Origin of the sequence: Rhodococcus sp. IEGM 1409, from assembly GCF_030056735.1 — a bacterium.
In the GTDB taxonomy this organism is placed as follows: domain Bacteria; phylum Actinomycetota; class Actinomycetes; order Mycobacteriales; family Mycobacteriaceae; genus Rhodococcus_F.
This window is the reverse complement of the sequence record NZ_JASHKN010000007.1, coordinates 1-14,558: the sequence shown is the minus strand read 5'-3', so window position 1 is coordinate 14,558 and position 14,558 is coordinate 1. Positions and strand designations below refer to the sequence as shown.

Here is a 14,558-nt window from a genome sequence, read left to right as displayed (position 1 = left end):
AACGCACAGTAACAGAGCGTCTGCTCTGTTACTGGTGTGTGGTCAGATCACCGAATTCGCGCGAAGGTCTTCGATCTCCTCCGGACGCAGGCCGAAGTCGGCGAGTACGTCGTCGGCGTCACCGCCGAGAGTCATGGGTGGTGCATTCCTGACGGGAAGAGTCTTGCCGTCCACCCAGAACGGCCCGCGGACAACGGGAATCGACGTCCCGTCGGCACTGTGTGTCTGCTCGACCATCTGCAATGCCTCGACCTGCGGGTCGGAGAACACCTGATCGATCGAATGGATCGGGCCGCAGGGGATTCCGGCACCGCGGATCTCGGCGATCCACTGCGCCGCGCCTTTTGTGGTCAGTAGGTCCTCGAGTTCTTTCGTCAGTTGGTCTCGGTGTGCCAAACGTTCCTTACCGGTGGCATATTCGGCACGGAAGGCGAGGTCGGGGTCGCCGATAACCGAGCACAGCGCGATCCAGTGCTTGTCCGAGCCGGTGGCGATGTTGATCGGGAAGTCCGCGGTGTCGAAAGCGCCGTACGGCGTGATCGTCGGGTGCGTATTGCCGTTCGGCGTCGCAACGCGTCCGGTGCTCAGGTAGTCCTGCGCCTGGAAGGTCATGATCGAGATCGCGGATTCCAGCAACGAGGTCTGCACGCGGTGCCCACGACCGTCGCGTCCGCGCGAGGCCAGTGCCGCTGTGATTCCCAGCGCAGCGTAGATGCCCGAGACGGTGTCGATGATGGGGATACCGACCCGCATCGGGGTCTGTTCCCCGGCGCCGGTGACCGACATCAGCCCGGACATCCCCTGGGCCACCTGGTCGAGTCCGGGCGCGAACTGATCCGGGCCCACCGGGCCGAAACCACTGATGCTCATCACGACGAGCCCCGGATTCTCCTGCTCGAGCGAATCAGGATCGAGCCCCATGTCGGCCAGCACTCCCGGACGGAAGTTCTCGACCAGCACATCCGCGTCGAGGGCGAGGCTGCGGAGCAGTTTCCGTCCGCGTTCACTGCGCATGTCGATGGCGATCGACCGTTTGCCGCGGTTCACGGAAGCGAAGTAGAGGCTTTGATCGCCGTCGAACGGCGGCCACTGACGCGAACTGTCGCCGGAGCCACGGGTTTCGACCTTGACCACGTCGGCGCCGAAGTCGGAGAGTAGTGACGTGCACAGAGGCCCCGCGAGAGCACGGGTGAGGTCGAGAACTTTGATACCGCTGAGTAATTGGTCCATCGGAGAAACCTCGGTTCTGTGGTGTGCAACGTCGCCCACTCGATCCGTCGGCACCATCTGCGTGAGTTACCGCTGCAGTGATCGTCGGAGAGGGGAAGAATGAAGGTCAGGCCTGCTTTCGGCTGGGCTCGGTGACAACACTGGTCGAGAGCGCAAGGTGATGCGACGGCGACATTGCACAACTGCAGGGCCCGGATTTAGGCGCATTGTGTGACAGGAAGGATTGCGGTGGGCCGATACCGTGAACTCTCTACGGACGGCAATGCAAGCGGGAGGCGAGGCGATGCGCGACATTTCCACTCAGCTGGCGCAGTGGCACGCCCGCGGCGAGGATTTTGCACTGGCGACGGTTGTCCGTACCTGGCGATCCTCACCACGCATGCCCGGTGCTTCGATGGCCGTCTCGCGCTCCGGTGAGGTGGTCGGAAGCGTCTCGGGCGGGTGCATCGAGAGTGCCCTGTACGAGATCGCCCAGGAGGTTCTCGCCGACGGCACCAGCCGCGTCGAGGTCTTCAGCGTCTCCGACGACGACGCCATCGGAGTAGGTCTGACCTGCGGCGGAACCATCGAAGTGTTTGTCCAGGCCGTCGGAGCAGGTTTCGCCGAGTTCGGTCAGGTCTGTGAACGGATCGAGGCGGATACGCCCGTCGTCGTGGTCACCGAAGTGCGTCCGGGAGCGCCGGCGCGGCACCTCGTCGTCGAGCACGGACGCCGCAGCGGGGATCTGGATGCCACGCAGGAAGAAGTCTCCATCCTGCTGCGCACGATGGAGACCGGTGAGTCCGTAGCTTTTGTCTCACCGGCGGGAACTCTCATCGATTCACAGCACGACCTGTTGGTCGAGATCTTCGCGCCACTACCGCGGATGTACGTGTTCGGGGCCATCGACTTTGCGGCATCGATGTGTACGTTGGGCGCCTTTGCGGGTTACCGAGTGACCGTCGTGGACGCACGGCCGGTCTTCGCGACACGTGCACGCTTTCCCGACGCCCACGATCTGGTCGTGATGTGGCCACACAAGTTCCTCGAAACCGCCCCGATCGACAACCGAACCGTCCTCGCCGTGCTCACTCACGACGAGAAGTTCGACATCCCGTTGCTCGAGATCGCGCTGCGTTCGGACGCTGCTTACGTGGGCGCGATGGGAAGTCGTGCGACGCACGAGCGTCGGGTGGCGCTGTTGAAGGAACGTGGCGTCACCGACGCCGAGTTGGGGCGTCTGCACTCGCCGATCGGGTTGGATCTCGGCGCCAGGACGCCGGAGGAGACCGCAGTGTCGATCCTGGCCGAGATGACCAAGACCCTGCGCAATGCCTCCGGTTTGGAACTGCGGGATCTGCAGGGGCCGATCCACCCGCCACCTCAGGAGAATCCGACCGCCCTGCATCGAACGGCCTGAGTCGACTGCGCTGAATTCGGACATCTTGTGTTCGGTGGGGATAGGATCGTTTCTTTCGTGAACCATCTTCCGTGATCCGAATGAAATCGAGGTGCCTGCCAAGTGGCAAACCCGGCCGTACCGGCATCCGAGGTGAATGCTGTTCTCTCCGAACTTCTTCGAACCCCACTCCTTCCTGGTGTTCGAAAGGTTGCCGGCGGCTGCGAGGATCCGACGGTTGCGCGGGTGGGATTCATGGCGGTTCCGGACATCGGGCCGTGGCTACGACGCGGGCAGTTGCTGATCACCACCCCGGAAACCCTCGCCCGGGTCACCGAACCCTTCAAAGCATTTGTCGGACGGTTGTCGACGCGCGGAGTTGCAGCGCTCGCCGTCCAATTCAGTGCCGACGGGGACACTCTCGCACCGGAACTGGTCGACGCAGCCGAGGGCGCCGACTTTCCGCTTTTGGTTTTTCACGGCGCATGCGATCACCCCGCGGCGCGGGACCGTGATCAGACGGAGTCGGCGCAGATCGACGCCATGTTCGGGGCCGAGCGGTTGCGGCGGCTACTGGTCGACGTCGTGATGGGCGGCGGCGGACTCCCGCAGTTGACCGAAGTCATCGCGCGCGAGATGAAGGGCGCGGCTCTGGTGACCACCTCGGACGGCCGCGAGATCTGCCGCGCCGGGGATGCCGCGGAGCGCAAGCATCTGTCAGCCTGCCCGGCCGTCGATTCCACCGGTCGTCTGCGGACCGACACTGTCGAGGGCGGGTTGGGTCTGCACGAGTTCGACGGTCAATTCATCGCGGTGTCCGCGATTTCCGCCAATCACATCGACCACGGGCGTCTCGCGTTGTTCACCGGTGAGCGCGTGATGACGAGTTACGACCAGTACCTGGTCGAGCGTGCCGCTTCGGTGTGCGCCTTGGTCATCACCCGCGAACAGGCCGTGGCGTCGGTGGAGGAACGCCATCGCGCCAACTTCGTTCACGACCTGCTCCTCGGCCGGGCCGGGGACCACGATCACGTTGTCTCCCACGCCAAGACGTTCGGGTGGGACTTCGACCGCCCGCTGGTGATCGTCTCGATCGAACCGGACCCGGTGGACGAACCGACCTCCGCGGCGCCCGCTCGGCTGCCCGTCGTCGATCGTCAGGCGATGGCGTTCTCCGGCGCGATCGCTCACCGTGATCCCGGTGCGGCGGTGACCGCGCTGACAGGCGAGACGGTGATCGTGATGGGTGTCGGCACCGACACGATGGCATTGGTGCGGGACCTCGTCACGGTCGTTCGTGGTGAAGGTGGCGGCGGGAGAAGGCCGTTCAGTGTCGGGGTGTCCAGGCCGACAGCTGCGATCGAAGCCGTGCCTGCGCTCTACAGCCAGGCGCGCACCGCACTGACCGTCGGCCGGCGGATTTCCGGTCCGTGGACGGTGACTCAGTTCGACGATCTGGGCGTGTACAGACTGCTCAGTTTGGTCGAGGACGAAAACGAGCTGGAGACGTTCGCCCGCGAGACGCTGCGGGAACTGACGGAGGAAACTGCCGAAGCGCAGGACATGCGCAAGACATTGGAAGTCTTGCTCGCGACCAACATCAACATTGCCGAGACGGCGCGCAAGCTCCACTTCCATTACAACACACTGCGTTACAGGGTCGTTAAGCTGGAGAAAATGCTGGGACCCTTCACAGCACAACCCGAACTCCGGCTGGATCTGTCTCTAGCACTGAAGATAACCGCGATGCGCGGCATCAATCACTAATATTGCCAATCCGGGTCGGTGGGTTCTGGCAGATTGTCATCACGTCCACACCCCCGCGCTGTAATAGCGTTTCACTCCAGTCACGGTGTTTTGTGAGCTGGAGCACACTCAGCGTTCGGACACCTTCCTCTGCACGAAAGGTCCCATCATGCCGATTTGGACGTTGCACGGAGATGGAAAGAACATCAGACCGGGTGAAGTGGTCGCGCCGGGCGAGCGGCTCAGTTGGGGAAGAACCATCGGGCTGGGCAGCCAGCACGTGGTGTCGATGTTCGGAGCGACGTTCGTGTTCCCGATCATCATGGGCCTCAATCCTCAACTTGCCGTGATGATGTCGGGTTTCTGTACCCTCTTCTTCCTGTTGGTGGTCAAGGGACGCATTCCCAGCTACCTCGGAACGTCGGCGGCTTTTGTCGGTGGTATCGCCGCCATTCGTGCCCAAGGCGGAACGTCCGCAGAGGTGACCGGGGCGATCCTGGTGTCCGGACTCGTCCTGGCGGCCATCGGTATCGCGATCCACTTCCTCGGCGGCCGGGTCGTCTTCAAGGTTCTTCCGCCAGTGGTGACCGGCGCAGTGGTGATGCTGATCGGATTCAACCTGGCACCCGTCGTCGCGGGGCTGTACTGGCCGCAGGACCAGTGGGTGGCCATGATCGTCATGGTGGCCCTGATCGTCATGAGTATCGCGCTACGCGGCTTCATGGCCCGCATCGCCATCTTCCTGGCGCTGATCTTCGGCTACGCCCTCTCCTGGATCCTCGACCGCGTCTCGGGCACGATCACCTCGTACGACGCCGGCACCGGTGAAATCACCGAGCATTTCCGCGTCAACTGGGATTCGGTGCACTCGGCGTCGTGGTTCGGGCTGCCCCCGTTCTCGGACGAAGCCAACGGAATCGTCGGCATCCACGCCCCGTCCTTCAGCCTGACATTCATCATCCTGGTCCTTCCGGGTGTCATCGCATTGATCGCGGAGAACGCTGGCCACGTCAAGGCCGTGGCCGAGATGACCGGGGACGATCTCGACCCGTACATGGGACGTGCGCTCGCCGGCGACGGGTTCGCCACCGCTATCGCCAGCAGCGTCGGTGGTTCGCCCACCACGACGTACGCCGAGAACATCGGTGTCATGGCAGCGACCCGGGTGTACTCCACCGCCGCCTATGCGGTTGCCGGCATCGTCGCCATGATGCTCGGCTTCTCCCCCAAGTTCGGAGCCGTCATCTCGGCGACGCCCGGCGGCGTTCTCGGCGGAATCACCGTGGTGCTCTACGGCATGATCGGCCTTCTCGGCGCCAAGATCTGGAAGGAGAACGGTGTCGACTTCGGGAATCCGCTCAACCTCATGCCGATCGCGGCCGGCCTCATCATCGGTATCGGCGACACGGCTCTGAAGTTCAGTGACACGTTCTCACTCAGCGGCATCGCGCTCGGCACCATCGTCGTGATCGGGATGTACCACCTGTGCCAGTTCATCGGTTCGAAAAATCCAGAACTGAATGCGAAAAATCCAGAACTGAATGCGAAGAATCCCGAACCGAACAAGCCTGATTCGAAGGCTCCCGGCGGCGATCGGGAAGAACCCGCCCCGCAGCTCACGTGACGTTCGGCTGAGTGTGCTCGATTGACGAAGGCCGGACATCCTCCTTGGAGGATGTCCGGCCTTTCCGGTGTTCTGGGTACTGAACGATCAGGCGGGGGTGCTGGCCTCGACCAGGCCGATACGATCGATGCGTTCGGTGCGGGTGATGAGCCGTTCAGTCGCATCGGTAGCGGTGAGCACGCTCAGCTCGTAGTGCAGTACCGCTCCGATGCGTGTGCAGAATGCGGCGGATTCGTCTGCGGCATCGGGAAATTCGGGGATGACCCGATCGACGATGCCGCCCGCAAGCAGATCGAAGGATCGTATCCCTTGACTGGCAGCCATGTCCGGAGCGTGCGTGATGTCGTGGAACATGATTGCGCTCGCACCTTCGGGAGGTAAGGGCGAGAGCCAACCGTGGTGGGCCGCCAGCACTCGATCGGCCGGAATCAGTGCCAGGGCGCCGCCGCCGGTGCCCTGCCCGAGCAGGAGGGAAATGGTGGGGACCTCGAGTGAAATCATGTCGGCTATGCACCGAGCGATCTCGCCGGCCAATCCACCTTCTTCGGCTTCCTTCGACAGTGCCGCGCCCGCCGTGTCGATGATCGTCACCAACGGCAGGTCGAGTTCTGCGGCCAGCCGCATTCCTCGCCGAGCTTCCCGCAGAGCGCCGGGGCCGAGTGGAGAGTGAGGAGTCTGCCCGCGTCGGTCCTGTCCGAGAAGGACGCAGGGCATGTCGCCGAAGCGAACGAGTGCGAGCATGATGCCGGGATCGTTCTCACCCTGGCCGGTTCCGTTGAGCGGGAGCATGTCCGAAGCGGAATTGAGCAGCACTTCACGAATCCCAGGGCGGTCTTCGCGTCGGGATGCGACGACGGATTCCCACGCCGACGTATCGGGTGGGCAGTCGTACGAGCACGGGTCACTGGGCAGTGAGTACCCACGACGCGCCCCGGTGATGATGCGCAATGCGCGTTCGACGATTTCGGCGAGCTGGTCTGGCGGCCTCACCGCATCGATGAGTCCGTGCTCGTGAAGGTTTTCGGCTGTCTGGACACCGGCAGGGAAAGGTGAGTTGTACAAGGCCTCGAACACTCGGGGGCCGAGGAATCCGACCAGGGCTCCCGGTTCCGCGATCGTCACGTGGCCGAGTGATCCCCAGGATGCGAATACGCCTCCGGTGGTGGGGTTTCGGAGATAGACGATGTAGGGCAGGTGCGCTTCTTTGTGCTTGATGAGTGCCGCGGTGATCTTGACCATCTGCAAAAACGCCGTCGTCCCCTCTTGCATGCGCGTTCCCCCGGACGTAGGAAGCGCAAGAACGGGCAAGTGCTCCTGCGTGGCGCGTCGGATGGCGATGACTAGGCGTTCGCCAGCGGCTACGCCGATCGATCCGCCGAGAAAACCGAACTCGCAGACGATGATTGCCACTCGGCGGCCTCTGACGGAGGCGCTGCCCGTCAGAACGGACTCGTCGAGCCCGGTCTTCTCCTGGGCCCGAAGAAGTGCTTCGGTGTAGTCGGAGTCGGTCGCGACGGGTATCGGAGGGGTATCCCACGACTCCCAGGTGCCGGCATCGATCACCAGGTCGAGCATGTCGCGAGCCGTCAGGCGGTTCATCGGGTGAATCCTTGTAGCCACGACATGACTTCGTCAGTGTCTTCACCGAGTACCGGCGGTGCCGTGTGGCGGGTCTCCGTCACTTCGGTTCCGTCCGGATCGAAGAATCGCAGCGGCGGACCGGGCAGAGTGATGTTGCCGAGCGTGCTGTGGTCGACATCGACGAGCAATCCCTGTGATCGGGTCTGCTCCCATTCGTACACCTCGGAGATCGTCCGAACCCGTCCTGCCGGTATTCCGATGCGGTCGAGTTCGGTCAGAAGCTCGTCACGCGAGTACGGTTTGAATGTACGTTCGATCAATTCGACGACCTGGTAATGATTCTCGACGCGTTCGGCGTTTGTTGCCATACCCGGGGCGTCAGGATCGAGGTCGAACCCTTCGCAGAATCTTCTCCACAGGCTCTCGCTGCCGACCGAAATCTGTACTGCGCCATCGCCGGTACGAAAGAGCCCGTACGGTGCAATGGAGGGATGGTGGTTGCCTTGCGCTGTGCCTACCTCGCCGGCGACGGTCCACTTCGTTCCCTGAAACGCGTGAACACCGACCACGCTGGCCAAGAGCGACGTTCGAACAACGCGGCCTCTCCCCGTCTGCTCGCGTTCCTTCAAGGCCGCGACGACGCCGAAGGCCCCGTACATCCCGGCGAGAAGATCGGCGATCGGAACTCCGACCCTTTGGACGTCGTCCGGATTCGATCCGGTCAGCGACATGAGTCCGGCTTCACCCTGGGCGATCTGGTCGTAGCCGGCGCGACCGCCTTCCGGACCGTCGTGGCCGAAACCGCTGATGGACAGGACGATCAGTCGAGGATTGAGTTCGGCCAGTCGCTCGGTGGAGAATCCGAGTCGATCGAGCACTCCGGTGCGGAAGTTCTCCATGAGAACATCGGCGCGGCAGACGAGATCTTCGAGGGTCGCTCGCCCGCTGTCGGATTTGAGATCGAGCGTGATCGACTTCTTGTTCCGGTTCGTGGACAGGAAATACGTCGATTCCCGTTGTGTGTTCGGTGGTTCCGACGGTGCTTCCAACGGAGGTTCCACAAACGGCGGGCCCCACCCTCGGGTGTCGTCGCCGCCGTGAGGTGATTCGACCTTGATCACGTCGGCACCCAGATCGCCGAGCATCATTGCCGCGTGAGGACCCGCGAGTGCGCGCGTGAGGTCGACGACTATCACGTCGTGTAGTGGACCACTACGAGCACTTGTGTTGTGAGGCTTCGAAGTCGAGTTCATGTCGCACCGCCGTGTTCTGGTGTAATTGGCTGAGCCAGTTGGTGGTTGAGGCCTCCGTAGTTCGGTCGACTCCGGTCCGCTGGACCGAGAAACCGGCCAGGGCCACTGAAGGAGGTATGTGCGGCCCGTCTTTCGAACCGTAAGCGGGCACCGGTGAACGGCACATGGGTAACCTTGCCGATGACGGGTATCAGTGGTGGGTAAGAAGTGACGAACGTTCACCGCATGGCGCGATTACGGTTGTGTCGAACCTTAATCGGGGCGCTCTGTCAGCTCATCTCGTGCATCTTCATGACTTGCAGGGCGAGTGAGACGTTCAACCGGAGGACTGGGTCGTCGGTGAACGATCCGACGACGCTCTCCAGCTTCCCGATTCTGTATCGCAAAGTGTTGTAATGCATATGCAGTGCCCGGGACGCTTCGGCGACATTGCAATTGCAGTCGAGCAGAGTCTGGAGTGTGAGACGCAAGTCTGCGGCTTCGGCGTTGTCCGCCGACAGCGACTTCAGAACGTCATCGGTGAACGAACGCAGTTCGCTCTTGTCTGTCTGGAGCGAGAGGAGTCGGTGTACGCCGAGTTCGTCGAAGTGCGCTATCCGCCCCGGCCCGTTGATGCGTCGGCCGACGACTACGGCTGTGCAGGCTTGGTCGTAGGCTGCAGGAAGGTCGGCCAGGGAGTAGATCACCCGGCTCACTCCTGTGCTGAAGGAGCGGCGGCCGCTGGTGCGATCGCCGGCAACCTTGCGCACCACCCCTTCGATGTCCCGAACTGCGCGGTCGGTGCTGGTCGGGAAAAGCGTGACCACCTCGTGTCGAAACCCGACGGACGGTGCCGTCCGCTCGTGGGTACGCACCACTTGTTGCCAGCCGTCACTGAGTCGATCTTGGTCTGTGCGAGTGGAATTCGCGTGCTGGGATTCCGGGTGGTCGACATCGAGTTCTGCAACCACAACGGCAAGGGGACGAGTAACGTCCCACCCCAACTGGGTGAAGTGCGCGCTCACTTCCGCCGGCGAGCCGGCTTCGCCGATCAGTGCGTCGCGGAGAAAGTCGCCGCGAAATTTGGATTCCACTGCCGCAACTGCCAGCTGCTTGGTGACGGCCAGCGCAGCAACGGTGGCCGCTCGCTCCAACGCTTGTACGACAACTGCGCCGAGTTCGTGGGTACCGGCGTACGCCACCATTCGGCCGTGGTCGGTGCCGCCGGCCACCACTCGGGTGAGCGCCAACTGACCGGGAAATCCCTTGGGTGCGTTCTGTAAACCGACAGCGACCCGCTCGGTCAAGAACCGACCGGTGCTTTCGAACAACGGAAGCGCGTTCAGTGCGGCTGAATCCCCGGCCTCGGTCAATACCCTTCCGTCCGGCGAGCAGATCAGAACGCTGACGTCGAAAAGCGCGGCGAATTCTGCGGCAATCTGAGGTAGATCGCCACCTTCCAAGACGATCGACGTCAACGAGCGGTGAAGTCGATCGGCGATGTCGAGTGCCGCGGACTGCTTCGCCACCAACTTGGTGAAGACCTCCGAGATCACCTCGTCGAATCCTGCGGTGACGGGAAGAACCAATAGCGGCAGGCCTCGCTGCTCCGCCATGTGCAGCATCGCCTCCGGCAGTTCGTCGAGATAACGGCCCGTTTTCACGGCAAGTGCCGCGACTCCTCGACGTGCAAGACCGTCGACGAGGTCACTGAGATCGGTGTCGTCGAGAAGCTCTCCGGTCCGCCCGTAGCGCAGCGGGAACCCGGTTGTCACCAACAGTTCGTTCGGCTTCACCCAAGCCAGGATGTCCGGAACTTCCATCACGTTCACCGACTGGACGAGGTGCCGCAAGCCCCCGTGCCCGGCAAGGACTTCGGCTCCACGCAGACTGGGCAGCTCGAGGACATCCCGAACCGTCAGTCTGTAGTCGCCACCTTCTGGCAAATGTTGAAGCTCTTCGCTCGAATATTTGGCAGATCTATCCATGTCGCGAGACTACGCTCGATCACACAGTGAACATTGTCAACAGTTGACGAAAATATCCTCTCGAAATGAGTGGTTCTCCGTATGTCTGTTAACTATCGTGGCCCGAATTGACGATCGCCGGCGTCTCCGAGTCCAGGTACCAGGAACGCATTTTCGTTCAGGCCGTCGTCGATGCTCGCGGTGAGGAGTCGGACCGGATGTCCGGAGTTCTTCAATGCTTCGATCCCTTCCGGGGCCACGACGACGCAAATTGCAGTCACGTCGGTTGCTCCGCGTGCAATGAGCAGATCGATTGTGCGGATGATGGATCCGCCGGTTGCCAACATCGGATCGAGGACGTAGACGGGGGTGCCCGACAAATCAGCGGGCAGGGACTCCAGGTACGGAACCGGCTGGTGTGTCTTCTCGTCTCGCGCCATTCCCACGAAACCGACTCCTGCCTGCGGAATGAGGGCGCTCGCTTGTTCGACCATGCCGAGGCCGGCACGCAAGACCGGTACCAGGAGCGGTGGATTCGACAGTCGCACTCCCTGCGTCGGAGCAACTGGCGTCTCGATGTCGAACTGTTCCACTTCTGCGCCGCGTGTGGCCTCGTAGACCAACATGTGCGTGAGTCTGCGCAGGGCGGACCGAAATGTTGCGTTGTCGCTGCGAGCGTCGCGCATGGTCGTGAGCAGAGATGCCGCCAGCGGGTGGTCGACAACAGTGGTGTCCATGGTCGAATCGTAAGTGAGAACCGATGGGGCGGCGCACAACCGGTGAATCCGGAGTCGAAATAACCAATCACGGTTTTCGTTTGGGCAAGTATTGACGATGCCGAAGGGTTCGAGTCGTCATAGCGTGGTCGGCATGGCAGTTCCGAACCGCTCGGCTGGACTGGACGCGCGGAGCTGTCAAGGCCCAATTTTGCCTCCACGATTCCCTATACAAGGAGATGCCAATGCCCGAAGCAATCGAGGTCCGTAAGGTTCCGCTCCACAGCGTCTCCGACGCCAGTGAGCTCGCCAAGCTGATCGACGACGGCGTCCTCGAAGCCGACCGTGTCATTGCAGTCATCGGCAAAACCGAGGGTAACGGCGGCGTCAACGACTACACGCGCATCATCGCGGACCGAGCGTTTCGAGAGGTTCTCTCCGCCAAGGGCAATCGCAGCCTCGAAGAGGTGGCGCAGGTGCCGATCGTCTGGTCAGGCGGAACGGACGGCGTGATCAGCCCGCACGCGACGATCTTCGCGACCGTGCCGGCAGACAAGGTCACCAAGACCGACGAGCCGCGACTGACCGTGGGTGTTGCCATGAGTGAGCAGTTGCTGCCCGAGGACATCGGCCGTACGGCGATGATCACCAAAGTGGCTGCGGCAGTGAAAGATGCAATGGCCAACGCTGGCATCACCGATCCTGCCGACGTGCACTACGTACAGACCAAGACTCCGTTGCTGACCATTCACACCATCCGTGACGCCAAGAGCCGCGGCAAGACGGTATGGACCGAACAGACTCACGAATCGATGGACCTGTCCAACGGCGGTACGGCTCTCGGGATCGCGGTCGCGCTCGGCGAAATCGACATGCCGACCGACGAGGATGTCATGCACAGCCGCGAGCTCTTCTCCTCTGTTGCATCCTGCTCGTCCGGCGTCGAGTTGGACCGCGCCCAGATCGTCGTCGTCGGCAATGCACGTGGCGTCGGCGGACGCTACCGCATCGGGCACAGCGTGATGAAGGATGCTCTCGACCAGGACGGCATCTGGGCGGCGATCCGTGACGCCGGACTCGAACTTCCGGAGCGGCCGCACTCGAGCGACCTGAATGGTCAACTCGTCAACGTGTTCTTGAAGTGCGAGGCCAGTCAGGACGGAACGGTCCGCGGTCGTCGCAATGCGATGCTCGACGACTCCGACGTGCACTGGCACCGCCAGATCAAGTCGTGTGTAGGTGGCGTCACGGCAGCTGTCACCGGTGATCCTGCGGTGTTCGTGTCGGTGTCGGCCGCGCACCAGGGTCCCGAGGGCGGCGGCCCTGTCGCTGCCATCGTCGATCTCGGTCAGTAGCCAGCAAGATCCTCGCTGGAAACTTCGACAGTGGCACGCCGCCACCGGCAATTCGCGCTTCGAATCGGTTGCCGGTGGCGGCGCGTCCGCCCGGTGTATGTCCCAGGTCGAGATTTCCCCCGGCGCACCCCACTTCACTGCTTGAAAGGATTCACGATGGTTCATGCTGCTGACCCTGTCGACGAGAGCGATTCCGGTGTGGCTGAGAGTGGCGATCTCGTCATGGCCGATGCGGTAACTCTCAGTGGTCTGATACGCCGGCGTGAAGTGTCATGTGTCGAGGTTATGGACAGATTCCTCGACCAGATCGAAATACATAACCCGGCAGTGAACGCGATTGTTGCATTGCGGGATCGGGAAGCGTTGACGGCTGAGGCGCGCGAGCGTGATTCGCAGTTGGCGAATGGGCAATATCTTGGTTGGATGCACGGGTTTCCGCATGCGGTGAAGGATCTTTCGGCGGCAAAGGGTCTGCCGTTCACGTCCGGGTCGCCGATGTTCGCGGATCGAATCGCCGAAGAGGATGAACTGTTCGTCAAGCGGATCAAGTCTGCCGGCGCCATCGTGATAGGCAAGACCAATACGCCGGAGTTCGGGCTCGGCTCCCAGACATATAACCCGGTGTGGGGTACTACGGTGTCGCCGTACGACACTTCGCGCACGGCCGGCGGTAGCAGTGGAGGCGCCGCAGCGTCGTTGGCGCTCCGAATGCTTCCGTTGGCGGACGGAAGCGATTACATGGGCTCGCTCCGAAACCCCTCGGCGTTCAACAATGTCGTGGGATTTCGACCTTCCTGGGGCCGCGTGCCGGAGACGGGATTCATTGCGCAGGGCGCGGTTGTGGGCCCGATGGGCCGAACCGTCACCGACGTGGCTCACCTGCTCTCCACCATGGCGGGGCCGGATGCCTATGCACCGTTGGGGATTCGTGAGGATCCCGCTGTATTCACCGAGAGCCTCGCCCGTGATCTGAAGGGCTCTCGGATTGCATGGGTCGGTGATTGGAACGGTTATCTGGCGACGGAACCTGGAGTCCTCGAGTTGTGCGAATCCTCGTTCGAGGTCTTCGAACAGTTGGGGTGCCACGTCGAGGCAGCACTTCCCGATTTCAAACCCGAGGACATCTGGCAACTGTTCTTGCGATGGCGTTGGTGGGCACAGCTCGGCTTGATCGATCAGTACAACGATCCGAGCATGCGCGAGTTGATGAAGCCCGAACTGTTGTGGGAACTCGAGCACGCGGTCACACTCTCGGCTCTCGACGTGACCAAGGCCGCGGAGGCTCGCAACGGCTGGCTGTCGGCCATTACCAAGATGTTCGAAACCTACGACTACATTCTCGCGCCCAGTGCCCAGGTGTTTGCTTTCGACAAGAACACTCACTGGCCCGAGGTCGTCGACGGCCGGTCGATGGACACGTATCACCGGTGGATGGAGACGGTTGTTCCCTGGACGATGGCCGGGGTTCCGGTCGCGGGGATGCCGGTCGGCTTCGATGATCGTTCGCTTCCCATGGGTATCCAGATCATCGGTCGGCACGGCGCCGACTTGGACGTTCTCCAACTCTCCTACGCGTTCGAGCAGGCAACCAAGTGGGTCGAGCGGGTGCTTCCGCCCGCGCTCCGCGTGAACTGACTTATCTATTTCGGACGTATCCAGTTGGGAGAGAACGACGATGGCTTCGGCATTGTGGCACGGGTTCGCGGACATGGGCGCTGTGGAGAAGAAC

General features: G+C 62.4%; 10 protein-coding genes. 5 read left to right on the top strand and 5 right to left on the bottom strand.

What is annotated here, in order from left to right; all coding sequences use genetic code 11:
* Positions 1-42: 42 nt before the first annotated feature.
* Entirely contained in the window at positions 43-1,230 is a 1,188-nt protein-coding gene (locus QM716_RS18565; RefSeq protein ID WP_283305512.1) for a CaiB/BaiF CoA transferase family protein, read from the bottom strand.
* A gap of 283 nt (positions 1,231-1,513) precedes the next feature.
* On the opposite strand from QM716_RS18565, the gene QM716_RS18560 reads away from it, so the two are divergent.
* The 3 genes from QM716_RS18560 to QM716_RS18550 all read left to right on the top strand — a co-directional run bounded on the left by QM716_RS18560 (position 1,514) and on the right by QM716_RS18550 (position 5,978).
* Positions 1,514-2,629: an XdhC family protein gene (locus QM716_RS18560; protein ID WP_283305510.1), complete on the top strand. Its 1,116-nt coding sequence runs from the start codon at positions 1,514-1,516 to the stop codon at positions 2,627-2,629.
* Between the two features lie 102 nt (positions 2,630-2,731).
* A complete protein-coding gene (locus QM716_RS18555) occupies positions 2,732-4,375 on the top strand; it encodes a PucR family transcriptional regulator (protein WP_283305509.1) in 1,644 nt (547 codons plus the stop codon).
* A gap of 148 nt (positions 4,376-4,523) precedes the next feature.
* On the top strand, positions 4,524-5,978 hold the full coding sequence (locus QM716_RS18550) for a uracil-xanthine permease family protein (protein WP_283305508.1): 1,455 nt from the start codon (positions 4,524-4,526) through the stop codon (positions 5,976-5,978).
* An 87-nt stretch (positions 5,979-6,065) separates the two neighbouring features.
* Here the strand turns inward: QM716_RS18550 and QM716_RS18545 are convergent, their stop codons facing one another.
* The 4 genes from QM716_RS18545 to upp all read right to left on the bottom strand — a co-directional run bounded on the left by QM716_RS18545 (position 6,066) and on the right by upp (position 11,495).
* Positions 6,066-7,577, bottom strand: coding sequence for a carboxyl transferase domain-containing protein (locus tag QM716_RS18545; protein WP_283305506.1), 1,512 nt, complete (start codon positions 7,575-7,577; stop codon positions 6,066-6,068).
* Complete coding sequence (locus QM716_RS18540; protein ID WP_283305504.1) at positions 7,574-8,812, bottom strand: CaiB/BaiF CoA transferase family protein; 1,239 nt, start codon at positions 8,810-8,812, stop codon at positions 7,574-7,576. The genes QM716_RS18545 and QM716_RS18540 overlap by 4 nt, the downstream gene beginning before the upstream one ends.
* Before the next feature lie 269 nt (positions 8,813-9,081).
* Positions 9,082-10,779: a PucR family transcriptional regulator gene (locus QM716_RS18535; protein ID WP_283305502.1), complete on the bottom strand. Its 1,698-nt coding sequence runs from the start codon at positions 10,777-10,779 to the stop codon at positions 9,082-9,084.
* A 92-nt stretch (positions 10,780-10,871) separates the two neighbouring features.
* Positions 10,872-11,495, bottom strand: coding sequence for a uracil phosphoribosyltransferase (gene upp / locus QM716_RS18530; RefSeq protein ID WP_283305501.1), 624 nt, complete (start codon positions 11,493-11,495; stop codon positions 10,872-10,874).
* A gap of 224 nt (positions 11,496-11,719) precedes the next feature.
* On the opposite strand from upp, the gene bar reads away from it, so the two are divergent.
* Positions 11,720-12,829, top strand: a complete 1,110-nt coding sequence (gene bar, locus QM716_RS18525; protein WP_283305500.1) for a barbiturase — start codon at positions 11,720-11,722, stop codon at positions 12,827-12,829.
* A gap of 156 nt (positions 12,830-12,985) precedes the next feature.
* Positions 12,986-14,464 (top strand): amidase, encoded by a 1,479-nt coding sequence (locus tag QM716_RS18520; protein WP_283305498.1) that lies wholly within the window; start codon positions 12,986-12,988, stop codon positions 14,462-14,464.
* Positions 14,465-14,558 lie beyond the last annotated feature (94 nt).